This window comes from Protofrankia sp. CiP3 (genome assembly GCF_917627345.1).
In the GTDB taxonomy this organism is placed as follows: domain Bacteria; phylum Actinomycetota; class Actinomycetes; order Frankiales; family Frankiaceae; genus Protofrankia.
In genome coordinates this window covers 1-19,158 of record NZ_CAKJTM010000088.1, presented here as the reverse complement: position 1 = coordinate 19,158, position 19,158 = coordinate 1, and the positions used below count along the sequence as shown (strand labels likewise).

General features: G+C 67.8%; 19 protein-coding genes, 1 tRNA gene, 2 pseudogenes and 1 riboswitch. Of the genes and pseudogenes, 8 read left to right on the top strand and 14 right to left on the bottom strand.

Annotation, left to right across the window (positions count from 1 at the left end; all coding sequences use genetic code 11):
• Positions 1–254: 254 nt before the first annotated feature.
• The 5 genes and pseudogenes from MJ797_RS21265 to MJ797_RS21240 all read right to left on the bottom strand — a co-directional run bounded on the left by MJ797_RS21265 (position 255) and on the right by MJ797_RS21240 (position 5,276).
• Positions 255–1,706 (bottom strand): hypothetical protein, encoded by a 1,452-nt coding sequence (locus MJ797_RS21265; protein ID WP_239339923.1) that lies wholly within the window; start codon positions 1,704–1,706, stop codon positions 255–257.
• Between the two features lie 16 nt (positions 1,707–1,722).
• A complete protein-coding gene (locus tag MJ797_RS21260) occupies positions 1,723–2,097 on the bottom strand; it encodes a hypothetical protein (protein ID WP_239339920.1) in 375 nt (124 codons plus the stop codon).
• A gap of 851 nt (positions 2,098–2,948) precedes the next feature.
• Positions 2,949–3,710 (bottom strand): annotated as a pseudogene (locus MJ797_RS27290) (transposase).
• 855 nt (positions 3,711–4,565) lie between these two features.
• A tRNA-Phe gene (locus tag MJ797_RS21245) sits at positions 4,566–4,639 on the bottom strand.
• Between the two features lie 85 nt (positions 4,640–4,724).
• Positions 4,725–5,276 carry a hypothetical protein gene (locus tag MJ797_RS21240; protein ID WP_239339911.1) on the bottom strand — a complete coding sequence of 184 codons (552 nt, stop codon included), beginning with the start codon at positions 5,274–5,276 and terminating at the stop codon, positions 4,725–4,727.
• A 222-nt stretch (positions 5,277–5,498) separates the two neighbouring features.
• Between MJ797_RS21240 and MJ797_RS21235 the strand changes: the two genes are divergently transcribed.
• Together MJ797_RS21235 and MJ797_RS21230 are read left to right on the top strand one after the other, a co-directional pair.
• Positions 5,499–7,163 carry an alkaline phosphatase family protein gene (locus tag MJ797_RS21235; RefSeq protein WP_239339908.1) on the top strand — a complete coding sequence of 555 codons (1,665 nt, stop codon included), beginning with the start codon at positions 5,499–5,501 and terminating at the stop codon, positions 7,161–7,163.
• 224 nt (positions 7,164–7,387) lie between these two features.
• A complete protein-coding gene (locus MJ797_RS21230; RefSeq protein WP_239339905.1) occupies positions 7,388–8,248 on the top strand; it encodes a hypothetical protein in 861 nt (286 codons plus the stop codon).
• A gap of 97 nt (positions 8,249–8,345) precedes the next feature.
• Here the strand turns inward: MJ797_RS21230 and MJ797_RS27285 are convergent, their stop codons facing one another.
• The 9 genes and pseudogenes from MJ797_RS27285 to MJ797_RS21185 form a co-directional block, all read right to left on the bottom strand.
• On the bottom strand, positions 8,346–9,041 hold the full coding sequence (locus tag MJ797_RS27285; protein ID WP_255739345.1) for a transglycosylase family protein: 696 nt from the start codon (positions 9,039–9,041) through the stop codon (positions 8,346–8,348).
• A gap of 4 nt (positions 9,042–9,045) precedes the next feature.
• Positions 9,046–9,218: riboswitch (cyclic di-AMP (ydaO/yuaA leader) on the bottom strand.
• A 266-nt stretch (positions 9,219–9,484) separates the two neighbouring features.
• A complete protein-coding gene (locus MJ797_RS21220) occupies positions 9,485–10,201 on the bottom strand; it encodes an ATP-binding cassette domain-containing protein (protein WP_239339897.1) in 717 nt (238 codons plus the stop codon).
• Positions 10,202–10,711: 510 nt separating this feature from the next.
• Positions 10,712–11,098: a twitching motility protein PilT gene (locus tag MJ797_RS21215; RefSeq protein WP_239339894.1), complete on the bottom strand. Its 387-nt coding sequence runs from the start codon at positions 11,096–11,098 to the stop codon at positions 10,712–10,714.
• Complete coding sequence (locus MJ797_RS21210) at positions 11,095–11,361, bottom strand: CopG family transcriptional regulator (RefSeq protein WP_239339892.1); 267 nt, start codon at positions 11,359–11,361, stop codon at positions 11,095–11,097. Before MJ797_RS21210 ends, MJ797_RS21215 begins: the two co-directional genes overlap by 4 nt.
• A gap of 300 nt (positions 11,362–11,661) precedes the next feature.
• On the bottom strand, positions 11,662–12,192 hold the full coding sequence (locus tag MJ797_RS21205; RefSeq protein ID WP_239339890.1) for an RDD family protein: 531 nt from the start codon (positions 12,190–12,192) through the stop codon (positions 11,662–11,664).
• Between the two features lie 234 nt (positions 12,193–12,426).
• Positions 12,427–13,194, bottom strand: a complete 768-nt coding sequence (locus MJ797_RS21200; protein WP_239339888.1) for an ISAs1 family transposase — start codon at positions 13,192–13,194, stop codon at positions 12,427–12,429.
• Between the two features lie 170 nt (positions 13,195–13,364).
• A pseudogene (locus MJ797_RS21195) lies at positions 13,365–13,652 on the bottom strand (transposase family protein); the annotation flags it as partial.
• A gap of 770 nt (positions 13,653–14,422) precedes the next feature.
• Positions 14,423–14,818, bottom strand: coding sequence for a hypothetical protein (locus tag MJ797_RS21190; protein ID WP_239339886.1), 396 nt, complete (start codon positions 14,816–14,818; stop codon positions 14,423–14,425).
• A complete protein-coding gene (locus tag MJ797_RS21185) occupies positions 14,815–15,102 on the bottom strand; it encodes a hypothetical protein (RefSeq protein WP_239339883.1) in 288 nt (95 codons plus the stop codon). The genes MJ797_RS21190 and MJ797_RS21185 overlap by 4 nt, the downstream gene beginning before the upstream one ends.
• A 413-nt stretch (positions 15,103–15,515) precedes the next feature.
• Between MJ797_RS21185 and MJ797_RS21180 the strand changes: the two genes are divergently transcribed.
• The 6 genes from MJ797_RS21180 (at position 15,516) to MJ797_RS21160 (ending at position 18,800) form a co-directional block, all read left to right on the top strand.
• Positions 15,516–15,710: a transposase family protein gene (locus MJ797_RS21180; RefSeq protein WP_239339880.1), complete on the top strand. Its 195-nt coding sequence runs from the start codon at positions 15,516–15,518 to the stop codon at positions 15,708–15,710.
• Positions 15,707–15,832 carry a hypothetical protein gene (locus tag MJ797_RS27070; protein WP_255739341.1) on the top strand — a complete coding sequence of 42 codons (126 nt, stop codon included), beginning with the start codon at positions 15,707–15,709 and terminating at the stop codon, positions 15,830–15,832. Before MJ797_RS21180 ends, MJ797_RS27070 begins: the two co-directional genes overlap by 4 nt.
• 346 nt (positions 15,833–16,178) lie before the next feature.
• Positions 16,179–16,349: a LysR family transcriptional regulator gene (locus MJ797_RS21175; protein ID WP_239339875.1), complete on the top strand. Its 171-nt coding sequence runs from the start codon at positions 16,179–16,181 to the stop codon at positions 16,347–16,349.
• Complete coding sequence (locus tag MJ797_RS21170; protein ID WP_239339872.1) at positions 16,310–17,344, top strand: LysR substrate-binding domain-containing protein; 1,035 nt, start codon at positions 16,310–16,312, stop codon at positions 17,342–17,344. The genes MJ797_RS21175 and MJ797_RS21170 overlap by 40 nt, the downstream gene beginning before the upstream one ends.
• Complete coding sequence (locus MJ797_RS21165) at positions 17,341–18,300, top strand: MBL fold metallo-hydrolase (protein ID WP_239339869.1); 960 nt, start codon at positions 17,341–17,343, stop codon at positions 18,298–18,300. Before MJ797_RS21170 ends, MJ797_RS21165 begins: the two co-directional genes overlap by 4 nt.
• Complete coding sequence (locus tag MJ797_RS21160) at positions 18,297–18,800, top strand: fumarylacetoacetate hydrolase family protein (RefSeq protein WP_239339866.1); 504 nt, start codon at positions 18,297–18,299, stop codon at positions 18,798–18,800. The genes MJ797_RS21165 and MJ797_RS21160 overlap by 4 nt, the downstream gene beginning before the upstream one ends.
• Positions 18,801–19,158 lie beyond the last annotated feature (358 nt).

Sequence of the window (19,158 nt, the reverse complement as noted above, 5' to 3'; positions counted from 1 at the left end):
GCCAGGGCCGCCAGGCCCGGTCACCGACGCTCATCATTCCCAGGCCGATCCGGGAGACCGTCAGGCCGGAGGCACCGAGCCGCACATAGCGCATTGTCGCCTCAGCCGGCGGTCGCAAGCTGGAGGTGTTCGTCGACCTCATGCACGCACGTCAGGTGTGACCAGGCCGGGTCGAAGCCGGCGCGCACGCCGGAACTGCGCCGTAGACCCGCCGAACCTCAACACATCCCTTCGGTGTGGCTCCGGGAAGATCTTCATCGGTCGAGAACCTCCATGAGGATGCCCGTGCCGTCGGCGCCGACATCGGCCGGCAGGTTCTGCCGTCCGCTGCGTGTGCGCCAGCGGCCCACGACGTCCCGCGCACGCCGAAAGGAACGGGCCAGCCGGTGCTCGCTAAGCAGGCCGTACAGCTGCTGCTCCACTCCACGCCGGACGACGAGAACCCTGCCGTCGGGAAGGGGCATGCGGTGGCTGATGCCGAAGAACTCAAGGTCGGGCCCAAGCCGGAAGGAGGACCGGATGCTGGTGAAATCCTGCGGGGGTGAGACAGCATCGTCGAGCGGCAGCTGACCCGATGTCGGCGGTTCAGGCCGCAGCCAGGCCGGAAAGTAGGTGTCCGCACCGGCTCTGTCACCGGCGTACAGCAGAGATGTGAAGGCGGAACTCCGTGCGAGCATCTGCAGCAACCACCGTCGGCGCTCTGCCGGGACCTCCAGGATGTCGGCCGCACCCCGGATCGGCCGGAGCAGTTCCTCGGAGCGCCAACCGGCTTCGGCTCGTCTGCGTGCGATCTCCTCATCGCTGGGTTGCTCGCCGGACCGATGGATGTCGGCATCCAGATAGGTGGGGTGGCGCCGGGGGAAAGGGAACGGTTCCGGATCCTCCGTCACGATGTCGTCGAATTCACCTGCCGCTCCGGAGAGGAGGTTCTCGTCGCCCGGAGGGTCGAAGACGTAACAGGATATTCCGGCCGTGTCCAGCTTCGTGGCGACCATGAGTCCGGGGGGTGTGCGACCGTCGATCCGAAGGGTTGACAGCTGCACGCTCGCCTTTGCGAGCTGCGCCCTGATCCTCGACATTTCGCCATGCGTGCCTTTGCATTCGAGCAGATAGATCTTGGTGTGAAAGCGACCTGCTCGCAGTTGGGTGCCGAGCAGGATGTAGTCGGGTCTGCCCAGACTGGAGCCGGCGGAGCGCACTGAGTGACCCAGGGCGGACCCGTCGGCCAGCGCTACCTCCGCGTCCATCGCCTGGAACCGGAATCCGGGGTGGCGGCTGTTCAGCACCGCCCGGGCGACGACCATCGCGAACCCGATGCCCAGGTGCTCGGACTGCGCGGTCTTGTGGTGGTGCACCACGCGGCTGGTGTCACCGATCGCCAGCTGTGGGAGCGTGCTCACCCCACGGGTACGGGTGGTGAGGGCACCGCAGTAGCGGACCTGCGCCCAGTGCCGCGCCATGTCGGAGAAGGGCCCGTCGGGGTAGAAGGTGGTCGCGACACCGAGCTCGCGCAGCACGTTCATCGGGCTCGTCCGTACCCAGGGCCGGACCCGTACCAGGCTGGGATCCTGGCGGTAGAGATACAGCGGCTTGGTTGTGGCCAGCTTCGCTGCCGTCTCCGCAATAGCGGCCTGCTCGCTTGGCTCCGACAGTGTTGCCACCACGCCCGGTCTGCCCATCGCCGCGAGGACGTCGCTCATATCCACTGTCGGCTCCGGATGGTCACTGCGACCCGACGGCTGTGCCTACCAGGACCATCAGCCCGCTGAGGACGAGGAGCGAGGAGACAGTGAGGTTTCGCATCGTGATTCGGCGGGGCGCGCCGTCGAGAACGGCCTGCACCTCGCTCTCCCGCGGCGGGATGCGCATCGCCAGCGCGGCACGATGAAAGGGAGACACCTCGTTCGGCGGCCACATCACCGCGCGTAGATCCCGACGCTTGACCGGGGCGTGGCTGTTGCACCCGGTGAGCCAGCCGTTCACCCACATCTCGCAGATGCCGCCATCTGTGCGATAGGCGCGGCAGAGTGTCGGCCATCGAAACGCAAGCAGGAACGAGATGACGAACATTGCGGCGAATACCCAGGGCCAGGCCACTCCGATCCCCAGCGCCAGCCCGCCGGAGGCAATCGCAAGATAGGCTGCCGCGTGGAGGTTCTTCCGCTCGCGCCGACTGAGACTCCGGGTGCTGCGAGGCTGCGAGGCTGCGAGCGGCCGCGTGGCCGTTTCGATCGGGGCGCGGATCTCCCGCGCGCTGGTCTGTTTTGCCGGCCCGAAGGGCGGGAACGTCCAGCGGCCACGACGGACCTCCGGCTCAGGGGAGAAAAAATGTCACTTTCTTGATCATTGTGGCGTGTGCGGTGAACGCGGACAAGAAAGAAAACGTGCAGGCAGAGGTGACCGGCAGGGATGGCGACCCAGGTATTTTTAGCACACGATGTGTGGTGTGAGGTCGAATCCGGAAGAATTCGCCGGCCGTTCTCGTCGCTCCCGGCCATCCGCCCGCCGGGTGTTCGCAGCCCTCGACACCGACGCGCTGGACACGGCGCGGGGTATCGCCCCTGGTCGGGGCTCGGGCGGCGACCGGTCGGACATGATTTCAGGGCCAGCAGCCAAGATCAAACGGTTCGGATGCTGGTACACGTGGTCCACGAGCCGGCCCGTCATGATCGCCGGCCTTTGCGCGGTCTGTCAGGCCCACCAGCACGCCCCGGCGCCCGATGTTCGCTCGAATCGGCCGGCGAAAGGATCGAAAGACGAGTAGCGTCTCTCATCGGATACGCGTCGCAGTCGTGGTGGACGGGCGGGTACCGGCCGTTCACCGTGCCGGATCGGCTGCCCCGGCTCCCGATCCGGTAGGCGTTGGCACGAGTACGCCTGCCCGTCCATCTGAACTGGTCCGACCCTGTGGGGTGTCAGAACTCGGCCACCGGCGTTGACCTGGGCTTTTAGGCGGCTCGTTCGTACTCGTTGATCAGAACGCCGATGACGGACTGACGCTTGATCTGTCTCTTGGTCAGGTCCGCGACGGGGCGATCAGGCCGTGCTGGTTGAAGACCACGACCACGGTGGGGGCGTCGCTCGTTGTAGTGCCGTGCGTACTCGGCCAAGACAACGCGCAGGTGCCGCTCACCGAAGATCAGAATCCGGTCGGTGACCTCGGGTCCGGACGGTTCGGACGAACCGTTCCGCGTAGGCGTTCGCCCGCGGGGTCCGGGGTGGGATCGTGACGGTGGTGATGCCGGCGTCGGCGAGGACCGCGTCGAACGATGCGGTGAACTGACCGGCGCGGTCACGGACCAGAAACCGGAAGTCCGCCGCCCGGTCACCGAGATCCATTGGTAGCCCTACGTCGGGTTCTCGGTCGCGAGCCGCTTGATCAGCGTGGCGATCTCCGAGCTGATCGGTGGCCGGCCCATCCGCCGCGGGTGGGTCCATGTCCGTGTGACCAGACGGCGGTGTCACCGCAGGACGGTGCCGGGGGTGACCAGCCGGTGCGCTCGCAGCACCTCGGGGAGAAGCCTGATCAGGGCGGTGAGGACCGCCCGGTCCGCCCAGTCCCACCGGGGCTTGGGCTGGGTACGGCGCAGCACCGCGATCTCATGCCGCGGCACCAGCAATTCGATGTCCTTCGATGCCGACGAGCGGCCGAGGAGAACCACCCTGCCACAGACCCGCACGAAGATCAAATAGGGTGGGCGTACGGATATAGCGGACCACCATGCCGGCGGCCCGCACTGTCGCATCACCCCAGCTCACGGGCCCAGGCCGACTTCTGGCACCCCACAGTCGGTGGCACTTGGGCACGACACCGACTCCGGGCTGACCCTCACCACCGACGGCGACGTGCTGGACGACGGCCGGGAGGTGTTCCTGCTGCTCACCTACGGTCTGACCGGCACCGCCTGAGCCTCTGGCGGAACCGCCCGCTGGCCGGGGCCGGGGTGGTGGGATCTCCGCAACGATCCTGTCCGATGCGCCAGACCAGCGGCAGGTGGGAAGCCGCCTCACACGCGGACGTGTCCGTGCAAGGAAAGCGCGAGAACAGACCCGGCATCCTACCCGACGCTGTGGTGCTGATAATCCCATCTGCCGATCACCGCTGCGTACTCCTGGTACCGGTATTCGCCGTCGAACCGGGCCCGTTCGCGGTCGCGTCCCATGACCGCGCGACCCGCGCCGGCCGGCCGCCATCGACGCCCTGCGCTCCGGTGTTGGCCTGCCCGCCTTCCCTGGCACGGGCGCCACCGGTGTCCTCAGCCCGGTCCGGCTCCGGCGCACAAGCGGACGGTCCACCAGCCCCGATCTTGAGCACCGTTGCAGGTCATGGCACCGACACGACCGGGCCAGGCGAGCTTCGTTGCCATACAGGACCCATACCTTGTGGCAACGTCTGTGGACACAGGCCTCGTGGCCTCCCACCCGAAAAGCAGATGGTCAACTCCACCGTTTACGCAGGTCACCCGGGGCGGCAGACGGGCCGCCGCCGGGATAACGCGACGCCGTTGCCATATAACGATCAACTGATGATCGAAAAATCCTGCTATTTCCGCAGCTCAAAAGGGTGGGCAGGGTCGGGGGCGAACCGCCGGCCTTCCGCTTTTCAGGCGAACGCTCGTACCGACTGAGCTATCTGCCCCGGTGCGACCATCCTGCCATGCCAGGCCCAGCCAGGTCGCCCCAACCGGTGGGACCGGCGTCCCTTTCCGGTCCGCACAGGTTGCCTACCCGGCTGGCGTCCCGTTAGGGCTGTCGGTGCTCGAGTCGTGACGGCCATGCGGCATGTTGAGCGTTTCGTCGCCGGAGTGCAGCTTGTCGATCGTGGCTTTGCCGTTGACGGTGGTGGTGTTGAAGGTGACAGAATCGCCAACCTTGAGATCGCTCAGCTGCGCTTCACCGTTCTTGTCGATGTCGCTGTCGCTGGTGACCGCGTATTCGGTCGTGCTGCTACTGGTCTTGATGGTTACCGATGCCGACCCGACCGCGGTCACGGTACCGGTCTGATCGAGGGCGCTACCGTGCCCGAAACCATGACCGTCGCCGTCGTTGTCCGGGGCGGTCTGGGTCGTGCCGGCTGATGCGCTCGGGCTCGGGGACGCTGCGGTGGCGCTGAGGGTGCCGCCCAGAATCGCTCCGGCCAGCACGCCAGCGCCGAGCAGCCCCGCCGCCTTGCCGAACCGACGTCGCTGCGGGGCCTGGTTCGTTGGGGATTCCGAGGACGGTGGGGATGGCGGTGTCGCCGCATCCCAGCCATGCCAGCCAGGCTGATCCGTCATGTCGTGCCTCCTCCTGTACCGCCACCGTGGCGGTACCTACTCAGCGTGGTAGGTCGGGCTGGGCACTACCTGACATCCGATTAGGAGAAGTTTAAGAGGTTGGTGAAAGTCCGCTGAAACGTCTTTTCGTGTCCTGTTTACCTGGCAATCCTGCCCCGGTCGCCGTAGAGGTCTAGCAATGCGGAGGCACCCGGTGTCGCGCCGGTTGCATGAGGAGGAACTGTGTCCCGCATTTTCCCGCGGTCGGCCGCCGCCGTTACGTCCGGGTTACTGGCCGCTGCCGTCATCGGTGGGGTGGCAGCCGCCGGTCCGGCTGCCGCCACCGACAATCGTCACGGCCGCGCGTCGGCCCGACACGTTCTGTTGCTGTCCGTGGATGGCCTGCACCAGTCCGACCTGGAATGGTATGTCGCTCAGTATCCGGATTCCGCCCTTGCCCGCCTGGTCCACGGGGGTACCGAGTTTACCCGGGCGGTGACACCGGTGCCGTCGGACTCGTTCCCGGGTCTGATCGCGCAGGTGACCGGCGGGAACCCGGCCACGACCGGGATCTACTACGACGACACCTACAACTCTCAGCTGCTGCCAGCGGGAACGACATCCTGCGCTGGTGTCAAGGCCGGTACCGAGGTCAACTACACCGAGGGCCTCGACCGCGACCCCACCTCGATCGACGCCGGTGCGCAGCTGCCGGGCCTGCCCGGCGGCATCCTCGCGCTGACCGCGGCGCCGCAGACGCTGATCAACCCGGCCCTGTTGCCGGTGGACCCGACCACCTGCACGCCCGTCTACCCGCACTCCTACCTCAAGGTGAACACCGTCTTCGAGGTGGCGCGGGCCGCCGGGCTGCGCACCGCATGGTCGGACAAGCACCCCGCATACGAGATCGTCAACGGGCCGTCCGGTACCGGCGTCCAGGACCTGTTCACCCCGGAGATCAACAGTACCGCGATCGGCTTCGCTTCCGGTGACTGGACCAAGGACAACGCCGCGACGGTGCAGTACGACAGCTACAAGCTGCAGGCCGTCCTCAACGAGATCGATGGCTATGACCACAGCCGGACGACGAAGGTCGGCACACCGGCCATCTTCGGGATGAACTTCCAAACCGTCTCCACCGCCGAGAAGCTGCCCCGCTCGGATGGTCTGACCGGCGGATACCTGCCCGGCGGTGCCACCCCCGGGCCGCTGCTCGCCCGCGCGCTGGGCTATGTCGACGCGAGCGTCGCCACGATCGTGGAGGAGATCCACCGCCGCGGCCTGACCGGCAGCACCACGGTCATCCTGTCCGCGAAGCACGGCCAGTCGCCCACCGACCCGGCCGATCTCACCCGCATCGCCGACGGGCCGATCATCGACGGGTTGAACGCGGCATGGGCTGCGGGGCATCCCGGTGCGGCCCCGCTGGTGGCCTTCGCGGTCGACGACGACGTCCTGCAGTTCTGGCTCAGCGACACCTCGGCGGCGGCGGCCGCGTTCGCCCGTACCTTCCTGCTCACCCACCCGGCGGCGGGCAAGGCGATCGACGGCACGCCCCGTACGTTGGCCGCCTCGGGCCTCACGGCCGTCTACGCGGGGGACGGGGCAGCCGCGTTCTTCGGCACCCGTCCCGGCGACCCGCGCCATCCCGATGTCGTGGGTGTCGTGACGCACGGCGTCGTGTTCACCGGCGGCACCGGCAAGATCGCCGAACATGGTGGGTCGGACCCGCAGGACCGTGACGTCGCGCTGGTCGTGTCCGGCGCCGGCGTTGCACACCACGAGGTGGACGGGCACCGGGTCGAGACCACCCAGATCGCCCCGACGATCCTGGCCCTGCTCGGCCTGGACCCGGACGCGTTGCGGGCGGTACGGATCGAGCACACCCGGGCGTTGCCGCTGCGCTGAGAGATTTCTCCTCGGCAGGTCTGCAACAGCGGTACCTGACGGCGGCCGGGACCACCCCTCTCGCGTGGTCCCGGCCGCCGTCGGAAAGGCCTGGCCACCGCCCTGTGAGTACGTCGCGCCGGGGTGCCGGAGTGGTCGTCATCGGCAGGTGGTTAGATCATCAGGTGTTTGTTGTTGCATACCTGTCCGCTTTTGGTTGTGCTGTGTGCTATGGGGCTGGTTCGGTGCTGCAGTCGGTGGGCGCGCGTCGGCTTGTCACCGCCGGCGCGCTCGATCCGCGTCTGCTGCCACGGCTCGCGCGACAGCTGCCCTACCTGATCGGGCTGGCACTCGACCTTGGCGGTTGGCTGCTGTCTCTGGTGGCGGTGCGATCGCTGCCGCTGTTCGCGGTCCAGGCGACCCTCGCCGGCAGCGCGGGCGTCACGGCGGTACTGGCTGCGGTGTTCCTGCGCAGCCGTCCGGGACCGGCGCAACTGCGCGCGCTGGCGGCGCTCGGCGTTGGCCTGATCCTTCTTGCCTTCACCGCGCAGCCCGCGCCACCACATCCGGTGGGCACCATCGCGACCATAGTGATCGTGCTGTTCGTTCCCGTCCTTGCTGCCGCCGGCGCGTCGGCGGGCCGATCCCTGCGGGGAGAGCGCTCCGCTGTGGCGCTCGGAGCGCTGTCGGGGCTGGCATTCGGCGGGACCGCACTGTGCGCACGGGCGTTGGACGCCGACCACACCCTCGGCGCTGTCCTCACCGACCCCCTTTCCTGGGCGCTGCTGGCCTACGGGCTGCTCGGGATGAGCGCGTTCGGGGCCGCGTTGCAACGCGGATCGGTGACGCTTGTCACCGCCAGCCAGGGCGCGGCGGAAACCCTCGTTCCGGCAGCGATGGGATTTGCGCTGCTGGGGGACCAGGTCCGTCCGGGTTACCTCCCGCTTGCCGTGATCGGGTTCGTCGCCGCCGTGGCCGCAGCGGTCAAGCTGGCGATCCTCACCCCACCAGGGACGTTGCGTACTCGTCCGTGTCTGCCTGGCGCGCAATCCCCGCACGCGGCGACGATCCGGCGGATGCCGTCAGCGTCGTGTAGCGCGATCTAGTCGTACCGGCTCGTGGCGGAATCCGGCGAACGGCCGGGCGCCGTACGGCGCCCGGCCGGCTTCCCGGTGGTTTCCTCTCCGTTTGGTCGCCTGCCGGTTAGTCGTCAGTCGGCTGGGTGTTCTGGTACCAGGGCGACCGGTATGAATGCCGGTGGCGGCCAGTGGCGACGGAAGTGTTCCCGGCGGGGTTTCCGCTCCCGGTTCCGCTCTCACTCCCAGTCCCAGTCCCGACCGAGTCCGCCGGCGGAGTCTGGGTAGTCGCGGGTTGTGCTGAGGTATCGACATTTAGCGACTGAGAGTCGGCTGACTGTGATGGGCTGTCGGACGGTTGAGCCTGTGTGTCCGTGGATTGTGCGTGTGTACTCGCCGACGGCGACTGGGTAGCGGTCGGAGCCGTGTTGGCGACGCTGCCGACCTTTCCAGACCAGCACGACCGCGATGAAACCCACGGCGTCGTGCCCTGCTGGGCGTACAGCATCCGGGCGCGGTTCCACTGCTCGGCAACGGAGGCGTTCTGCGGCAGGCCGGTCCCGCCGACTGACTGCCACGTGCTGGGAAGGAACTGGAACAGTCCGCCGGCACCTATCGAATTGACGATTGTCGGGTTGCCGCCGGACTCACACTGAGCAATTGCCGACAACGTCTGGTCTTCCGACGGCGCTGCGCTGGCGGGCCCCGAGATTCCAATGCCGACACCGCCGACGGCGGCGGCGATGGCCGGAATTGTGATGAGTGCGCGGGTGTATTTGCTGGTTGCTCTGCTACCGCGATGGCGGGCGCGCGAACGGGACATATAGATGCCCTTTCCCCACGCCTACGAGGTGAGCTGTCGGGTTCGGGCTGGGAAATACCCGGCCGCATCATGCGGCTTCACCCCAAGGACGCCCGCTGGCGTCCGGGAATTGGTTCCCCCGCTCCTGCCGTTGTTTTGACGATCATCGGACGGGGCAGGACTCGGCGTGTTTCGTCCGATGCGCGCCCTCGTTGCGAAGGCACGGAGGAACCCTATCGGCTACAGCTGGTCGGCCGGCAAGGGGGGGTGAAGAAGGGAACATCCGAACATCGACACTTGATTTCGGTACCGATCAGCATTAATACGCGTGCGCGCGCGTTCATTCTAACCAGCCAGCATTGATGGAATGTTTCCGTGACATGGGAACCACCTTTTGACGCAGAGCATGGTGCGCTTTGCGGACAATCGGGTCGACCGGGTAGCGCCGCCGCTGGGGCGCCTACTCAAGGCCGGCGGATGCGCATCGGGTATCCACGAGCGCCCATGAGCAGTGCCGGTTTGGTCGCCAGCGCCCGGCCGAGCGCGAGCATCTGCTGCTCCCCGCCGGACAGCAGCCCGGCCGGGCGGTGCAGCAGGTCTGTCAGGGCCGGGAAATAGGCGAGGGCGCACTCGGTGTGCGCGGCCCGACGGCCACCGGCGAGCCACAGGTTCTCCCGAACGGTCAGGTCCATGAACAGTGCCCGGTCCTCGGGGATGTGCGCGAGGCCGCGTCGAGCGAGGACGTCCGGGCGGGCACCTGCGATCGAACGGCTCTGGAACCCGATTGTCCCGCCGATGACCGGTAGCAGACCGGATACAGTCAGCAAAGTGGTTGTCTTGCCTGCGCCGTTCGGACCAAGCAGAGCGACGATCTCACCGGCGTTGACCCGCAGGTTGAGCCCGTGCACCACCGGGATGCCGAGTTCCGCGTTCACATAGGTCACCGCCACAGTGGCTCCATCGGTCAGGTCCGGATAGCCGACCTCGGCGCCCTGTTGGTTGATCAGGCCGATCGTGACCGGCGCGAGGCTGGCGTCGGCAGGGTTGCCCGCCCGGCCCGCATTGGCTGCGCCGGGCGCGTTACCGACGGTCGCACCGGTCGGCGACGACGTGACGGACCGACGCAGGAGAGATGCATCCCATGTGTGCGGGCGGGACGCTAGCAGCGCCGTGTTCTTCATGGGTGGTCTCAACCGGTCAGTGCATCATCCGGGCATCCGCATCGTGCCGGAACCCCGTGGATCCCAGCACGATGCGGGTGGTGCACCGACCGCTGGAGACCGCCCATGGCGGTATCAAGTGGTGGAGGCGACACCCGACGCCCGCCTCGTGCCGGGACTCTCAGCAGGAGTTCGAATCGGGCTGTTGGGGTAGGCCAGAAGCCTGCCCGATCACAATCAAGATTACCGAGCCCTCTGCTCCCAGCACGAGGCGGGCGGTGCACTGATCGCTGGAGACAGCCGCACCCACAGCCGACGGCCGCGTCAACCGTAAAAGTCCAGCTCACAGGCCGAAATCCGGATTTTGGAGCCCCACACGATCGGGTCGGGTGTGTGGCTTCGAACCGGGCGGGGCTGGGCATCCCGAGGCTGGATGGCACCGTCCGCCGCGCCCGCATCCTCGGCGGCCTGGTCAACGAGTACCGCAACGCCACCTGACAGCCTCACAGCCGACGGTGGAGATGTTGTCTGCTATACCTTGATGATTGTGAATGGTCGGGCGTTCGGGAGATGTTCGGCCAGATGTTGAAGATCGCCGGGGTCGGATGTGTAGATGACTCCGCCGCGGCGGGCCGCTGCCAGCACGACGACGGCGTCGACTCCGTCGGTGGTGTGGGCGCGGCCAAGCAGTTCGCCGGCGGAGCGGGCTGCTGTCTGGTCGACCGGTTCGACTACACAGCCCCGGAGTAGGCGGGCGAGCCGTGCCTGGAGCGCCCCGTCGCGCCAGACCTGCCAGACGACGGGTGCCGGGACAACGGGGGCGACGCCGCCAGCCAGCGCCTTGATATGGCGAGCCCACATGCGCTCGTCGTTACGTTCGTCGGCGACCAGCGCGTCGGCGTCGTAGAGCAGGTTCACGCGATACGGCGGGGGAGTATGCCGGCGTCTTCCAATTCACGCTGAGCCTCATCGAGAACGTTTTGTGGCAGCGGGCCGTGCTCGGCCTCCCACTCCTGCGCGGCTGCCAGGCCGTCCGCGATGACCGCCTGCCGTTCCAGCCGCTCCGCGATCGCGTCGCGTACCCACGCGGACAGCGAGATGCCCGCGGTCCGTGCGGCGTTTTCGGCGCGGGCGCGGAGGTCGTCGCCGAGGTAGAGGGGCGTTGACGTTGTTCTGGCCATGTCCGCCAGCGTACCCAATGCGAATCGTTTGCGAACCTATGCTGGTCGTCGCGGTGGAGAAACGAGGAGCCGGGGCGGGCGACGGTGACCCGATCCGCGTGGTGTGACCAGTCGGCTTATCTCGGCGCGGGAAGGAGCCGCGGAGGGGATACCGCGGCCGACGGCAACGGCACGCCATCACGTCACACCGATGGCCGGAAAGGGGACTTTCAGTAGTTGTGATGCATGCCGTCGGCCAGCCGGACGCACCGGCGTCGATCTGCCGCTGTCTGGCCGGCTGGGTGCAGACCGGCTCCCCTGTTACCCGCGTAGTACGCGGGTGCCACCGGCGAAGCGGTCGTGAATGCCTTGGTCCTGCGGATCCGAATTGATCGTTACGGCGATCGCGATCCAGGCCGCCAAGACCAGCAGCGACCCGAAGAACGGGATGATGCCGAGGAGCACGAACGATTCGCGTTTCGCAGCGGAATCGATCTGGGGCCGGCCGCCGTCCGGTCCGACAACCCGCATGTTGAAAATTTTCTTGGCTGGCGTCATGCCGAGGGCAACGTCGAAGCCGACGAAGTAGGCGTACATCAGGATGGCCGTGACAACCATCCACCCGATCCCGAAGCCGAGGATGAAGAGGGCGATGATATTGACGACAAGGAGAATCAAGCCGTCCACGAAACGGGCGGCGAAGCGCAGGCCAAGCCCGGGAAGTGCAGCGCCTGGGCCCGGGCCGCCGTAACCGGGGGCCCCGTAGCCTGGCGGCGGGGGGTAGCCAGGCGTCTGGCCGTAATCAGCCCCTGGGCCTTGGCTGTACTTGTCGCTGTGCGGCGGATTGGTCATTGGTGCTCCTTGCTGGTGTCGGGACTCTCGGGAGAGACAGATGGTATATATGCGCTGAACTCATCGCCGACTGCAGGTCATGGTGGCACGTCTGGCGCTTCGCGGGACAGTGGAGGGTTCCCGTTCCCGTGGACAGCGAATTTTTGGTCCGCTGTCCACGCCGTCGCTGGACGAGAAGAATAAAATGATCTTGGATGTGCTGGTCGAGGGCCAGGGCCGTTTTAAGATCATGGATCATGATGTGAGTCCGAGGATTGCGAATGGCCGTCCCATGTTGCGGGTAGCCCAGCGGGTGGCCTCGGCAATGTCGGTGCGCCCGTACAGGCGTAGGGCGCCGATGGCGAGGTTTCGCAGGGCGGCCATGGTTCTGGGGCCTGACTTGGTGCGTACCGTGGAGTCGTCCTCGCGGTAGATGGTGTCTCTGATCCAGTGCGGCACCTCGATTTTCCACTGTCCGCGGACGGCCTCGGCGAGGATCGCGGGGGTTCCGCGTTTCGTGTTCAGGCTGGTCACGCCGAAGATCGCGACGTTCGACAGCGTTCCGCCGTGCGTGTCGGTGACTGTGCGTTCGATGAGGAACACCTGTTGGATGTGCGGGAACGGCAGGTCGGGCGGGGCCGGCATAACCGGGAGGGTGCGGGTTTCGATTCGGCCGTGTCCACGGTCGGTGGTGGTGTGGGTGACCGGTACCTCCCGCCAGGCAAGGGCATCGAGGGTGGCGAACAGGCCAGGCAGGTTGTCCTTGACGCAGAACACGAAGTCCGCGTCGCGTTTGTGTAGGTACTGGGCGTGTTTGCGTTGGGTGTGCAGGCAGCCTGCGGTGATCAGCATCCCGGCGATGTTCAGGGTGTCCAGCAGCGGCACGAACATCGGGATCTCATTCGTTGTGTGATGGACGTCGACGTGAGCGAGGAGCAGACCCTGCTGGTGGGTGTCGGCGGCCAGCAGGTGCGGGGCGTTGTCGTCGGCGTCCTTGGTGCCACGGACCCGTGTGCTGTCCACCGCGAGGACCGCCCTCGGTGGCCCCGCCACTGCGTGCTTATCCGCCCGTTGCTCGGCAGCCTCGCGGGGGCCGCCCGCCCGCGGCCGGTCGGGTTCCTCGGTCGACCGGGTTCCCCGGGGGTGTCCACGGCGATGTCGATGCCCGCCCGCGCCGTCAGCCACAGGCCCACAGCGGCGTCCACCGTGACCGCGTCGGTGTGGGTGACCGCCTGCCAGATGGTGCTCTTCGGCGGCACCGCCGCTGGTTTGCCGCACCGGGCGTACACCTCGCGCAGGAGCTCCGGCGGTGTGTCGGCGACCCATCCGGTGACCGCGATGAACCCCCGCATCCCCGCCATGACTGCGGCAGCGCACAGGACCAGCACCGCCGCCAGGGGATGCTCCACCCATTGCTGATGACGGGGGTCGCCCAGCACCGCGAAGTGATCGACCAGGTCCACGACCGTCGTGTCCAGCATGGGGTTGTCAAGGTTGTCGGGGACAGCGTCGCGGGCGGACAGGGACGACACCAGCACGGCCCAGGTATCCGCCTCGTCAGCGGACACGGTGGCAGAATACACGGACAATGAAACTCCGGTTGCGAGAGGTCTTGGCGGACGTCTCGTGCTACCGGAGTTTCGTTCTATCTACCCAGCCAACACGCCATGCGGTACTCCCAACGAGTGACTCCGCGGGATGGAAAGATCATTCATGCTCCTCGGACTCACCACATGATCCACAATCTTAAAACGGCCGTGCGGACCCACCGTGGCGGTCGCGTCCGCCATTCTCATTCCCGCGAGGTCGCGTCGTTGCGGCGACGACATCGACCTTGATCCCAGAGGGTCAGTGCACCGTCCGCATCGTGCTGGGATCCACGGGGTTCCGGCACGATGCGGACACCAGGATGATGCACTGACCGGTTGAGACCACCAACTGTTCGCTACACTGTGCGACCTTCGCGCAGCCCTGGTTCGGATGCCCAATCCTGCGTATGGCGTCGTCCCCGACGCGCCGAAAATGACGGTCCGAAAGCGCGCCCGGGAGGGTGCGTTGACTCGTGGTCAGCTGGCCATTGTCGATCCGTCCCGCCGTCTACTATGCCGGGGGCCAGGCGATCCCCGTCGACAGCTACTGACCGCCGTCCTGGTAGCCGTCGTTTCCGGACGGACAGGGGTGTAGCCAAGGTAAGGGCAATACCCACCATTGATCTTGTAGGGGAACGCCTTCCCTGCTGCCGTGGTGGCTGTCAGAGGGGGATGGCCTCGACCGCAGTGTCGGCGTAGCGTGCCGGGTCGATGGTTACTATCGGTACCCGGATGGTGGCGGCGGTGCTGGCTGCGTGCAGCGCGGGCCAGCTGAGGCGGGGGTGTTCGGTGCGGAGCTGAGCGACCAGGGCGGTGCGGGACAGGCCGACGATCTCGATGGCGCCGATCGGGCCGCCGGTGACCAGCTCGGCGAGGTGGCCGGCGATGGCCGGCCGGCGGACGGCTGCGGAAGCCAGGCACAGGGCGGGTATAGCGATGGCGGGGCGGCGGTCGATCGCTGCGGCAAGCAGCCGGGACAGCTCTCGGCGGTGGTATTCGGCGCCATCATCGGTGAGCCCCGCGATCAGGGCAAGATCGTCGAGGACGTAGCCGCTCACGCTACCGCGGCGGTGCGGTGCGCGGCGACGGCGGCCAACGCGACACGGGTGAGCACGTCGACCGGGTCGCGGTCGTCGTGGCGCAGCTCCGCAGCGGCCTTGGTGATCACGGTCGCGATGGGGACCGGCGCGGGGTAAGTGCCGAGGGTGTCGCGGACCCACGCCAGGGCCGCGACCTGGGCGTGCAGCACGGTCGCGGCCCGGTCGCCGGCTGGGTCGGTCGGCCCGGCCAGTTCCTCGATCACCGCGTGCAGGCGGGCGTGGTCGATAGTCACGGGGTCCACCGCAGGGCCTCCTTCCGTCCTTCAACGAATCTTGATGTCCCGTACTGGGGATGACCCTTGGAAATGTAGCGCGCAAGCCCCGCCGTTCCGGGCGGGGTTAGAGCATCGGGGCCGGCCGCCGCTGCCCTTCGGTATACTTGCGCAACAAACGCATCATCCCACCGCGTGCGGTGGCAATGGGCAGTGAAGCAGGAACCCGCCGAGGTGCGGCATGAGCCGCACGGTAGGAATTCCCGACCTTCAGGGCGGGAGGATGTCAAGGTAGTCCGCTATCCCACCTGCCGTGCGGGGTACCAGGTGCCGCCCGCTACCCCGCGTCCGACTGTGCCCGCCGGTACGGCGACGGTACCGGGCCTCGGGGGGCTGTAAAAAGAACGGCTCTGCCAAGATTCCGGTGGTGACAGAAAGTTGCCGTGCGGGTATCGTTGGCGCTGTGTGACGCCGAGTTCCTGAAGGTCGTCTTTCCTCAGCTCGCCGCGGTACTCATCGAGCGGGTCGTCGACGAGGGGCCGGTGGCCTGCCCGCGGTGCGGCACGCTGACCGCGCGGGTGCACGGCTGTCACCACCGCAGCCTCGCGGATCTTCCGGTCGGGGCAGACCGGTCGTGATCGAGCTGACCGTGCGGCGGCTGCTCCGCGGCACCCTGGACTGCCTGCGGCAGACCGTCCGCGAGCAGGTACCCGGCCCGGCGGAACGCTATGCCCGCCGTACCCCTCACTGGGTGCGTTGATCGCGCGGGTGGGGGTGGTGCTGGCCGGCCGCGCGGGGGCGGGACCGCTGGGCAGCCTCGCAGTGGCCGTCCCACCAACGACCGTGCCGCGCCTACCCCAGCACCGAGCGGTGCGGCGCCGACGGCGTTCCCCGCCACTCGGGCCCGCAGACCCGACCGCCGCTACCGGTGATCAAGAGTCTCCTCGTACGACTTTGCCGAGGCCCTGCGGTACACCTCGAGAGCGCCAAGACGCCACGCGGCGCCGTCGCGTGCCACGTGCGGAGGCTGCCATGTCCGCGACGGCTGACCTGCCCTCGCCAGAGGCGACGTCCTCGGTGAAGGCCGGTTGTCCCCGGAGGACCTGATGGAGATCCAGGCGCTGCGATACGTGGTGACGCTGGCGGAAGAGTTGTATTTCGGGCGTGCTGCCGGTCGGCACTTCATCTCCGCGCAGCCGTTCGGGCAGCGGGTACAGCGCCTGGAGCGGGAGTGGGGGTGCGGCTGTTCGAGCGGACCAGCCGGCGGGTGGTTCTGACGGCGGTCGGTGAGCGGTTCGTGCAGGGCGCCAGGACCGTGCTGGCGGAGCTGGAGTGCCTGTGGGAGATCGCTGCCGAGGAGGCCCCCGGGGACGGGCAGGGGCCGCGGGTCGGAATCTTGGGGTTCGGCGCCGCCGATCACTGGCAGGCACTGCGGGAGATGGTTGACGCCCAGCAGCCAGGCTTGGCGTTGGAGTTTCGGGACCTGGATCTGCTCGATCAGTACGACGCCGTCCGTCGCGGCGAGGTGGATGTCGCGATCGTCCAGTTCGTGGGGGAGCTGGACGGGGTGGACTTCGTGCCAGTGTTGTCGTCTCCCCGGGTGGCGGTGATTCCGGCGTCGTCGCCGGCAAGCGAGGCGTCGTTCCTGACCCTGAGCGACCTGGAGGGTCTGGGCTGGCTGGAGGTGGCCAGCCGGGAGCCGCTGCTGCGCACATGGGTCGGTGCTGCCCGCCGGCCCGGCGCGGTCAGCGTCCGGCACCCCGCGGCGATCCCGGCGGCGGTCGCGACGGCCGGCAGAGCGTCGCTACACGCGGCGGCGACCGGCGGCCGGAGGTGGCCGCGTTCCGCCGCGCTGCGGCCGTGGCCCATTCCCTGCCCGCCGCGTAGCCCCACCCGCGGGCGTCAAGGCCGGATCGCAACGAGTTCGCCTGATGATCCGGCCCCTGTTCGGCTGCTGCACTGCGTCGTGACGGCCGTCACACGACGGCCGCGACAAAGGTGTTATTGGGAGCAGGCGGTCATCATGGCGACTCAGCGCACTGTGGTCCGGGGCGGGCACGTGCTGTCGATGGACCCCCGGATCGGTGAACTGCGGCAGGGCGACGTCCTGATCGAGGACGGCGTGATCACGGCCGTCGACCTGCCCGCCCTCCTGACGCGGGCGGAGACCTCGGCCGAAGACGTCCTTGGCCGGGTGAACGCCGCGGTCCCGGTGCTGCCGGGTGGTTTCGTCGTGATCCGGGACCTGGCCTCTGCCAACCTGTACGTATGACTGACACCTCCACGCCGGACCCGACCGTTGCGGTGTCGCCGGACGAACCGCGACTGCACGAGGTACGGCCCGGCGTGTACGCGTGGGTCCAGCCCGATGGGTCGTGGTGGGTGAACAACGCGGGGGCGGTGACCGGGGACGACGGCGTCCTGGTGATCGACACCTGCGCGACGGCGGCACGGACCCGCCGCTTCCTCGACGCCGTGGACGCCGCCACCGGCGGCGTACCGGTGCGGATGGCGGTCAACACCCACCAGCACGGCGACCACACCTACGGCAACAGCCTCCTGCCCGCGGCGACGGTGATTCTCGGGCACACCCAGATGCGCGAAGGGCTGCGGGTCGATCCGATCATCGACGGCTGCCCGCCGCTGTGGGATCCGGTGCCTGACTGGGGACCGGTCACGCGGCGGCTGCCCGACGTCGCCGTCGGCGACTCGCTCACGCTGTACGTCGGCGACCGGCGGGTCGAGGTGCTGCATCCCGGCGGTCCCGCGCACACGACCGGCGACCTGATCGCCTGGCTGCCGCAGGAGCGCGTGCTGTTCTCCGGTGACCTGGTCTTCGCCGGCCTCACCCCGCTGGTGTTCATGGGCTCCGTCGGCGGCGCCCTGGCCGCGGTCGACTGGCTGCAGTCCTTCGAACCCGAGGTCGTCGTCCCCGGCCATGGCCCGGTCCTGGCCGGCGCGGACATCCCTCGCGTCCTGGACGAGCAGCGCCGGTACTACCGGTTCGTCCTCGACAGCGCACACGGCGGGCTGTCCCGCGGGCTGACCCCACTGCAGGCCGCGCAGGAGGCGGACTTCTGCGAGTTCGCGGACTGGGCCGACGCCGAACGCCTCGTGCTCAACCTGCACCGGGTGTACGCCGACCACACCGGCCAAGACCTGGACCTGATCGCGTCGTTCGGCGACGCGATCACGTGGCTCGGCCACCCCATGCACACCCACGTGTGACCAAGGGGACGGCGTCCATGCGTTTCGTGACCTACCTCGACGCCGACGGCGACCGCGCCGGCGTCCTCGACGGTGACGCCCACGTGCACCCGTTCGCGCCAGGCATGACCCTGCTGGACCTGTTGCGCAGCAACACCTTGCGCGAGACCGGCGAGCGGGCCCTGTCCACCCGCGCGGGCGTGCGTCCGCTCAGCGAGGTGCGGTTGCGGGCACCGATCCCCGACCCGCCCACCGTCCGGGACTTCATGACCTTCGAACATCACGTCGAAGGCGTCGCCAAACTCGCCGGAACCGACGCGACCGTTCCCGACCGCTGGTACGAGGCCCCCGCGTTCTCCTTCACCAGCCCCTACGCCATCCTCGGCCCCACCGACGACGTCCCGGTCCCACCCGGCAGCAGGATGTTCGACCTCGAACTCGAAGTCGCCGCTGTCATCGGCCATGCAGGTCAGAGCGCTGATCGCCATTATCCGATATGTCGGAATTCATGCTATAGATAACTATTAATTTTCAAAATGATCATTGTTTCTGGCGTTCCGATCAAGATGACCATGCCGCTGAGCTGGGGGTTTGTCAGCGACCCCCCTGCTGAACAGCTACGGTAGAAGAGGAAGGAGCAACGGTGGCCGAATCAACGGTCCGAGCGTTCGTGGCCCGCACCCGAGCCGAACTATCGGCGGGCCGGTCGGTGACCGTGCCACAAACCCACACGCCCGGCGGGGGCTGTCCGACCTGAGGTGTAAGTGGTCTGCCTGATCGCGTCAGGCGTGGCTCGGCGGGAAGGACAGATCATGGACGAGACGATCGATATGGATGGCCATGGCCATGGCCATGGCGACGGTACGGGGTTGTTGGCCT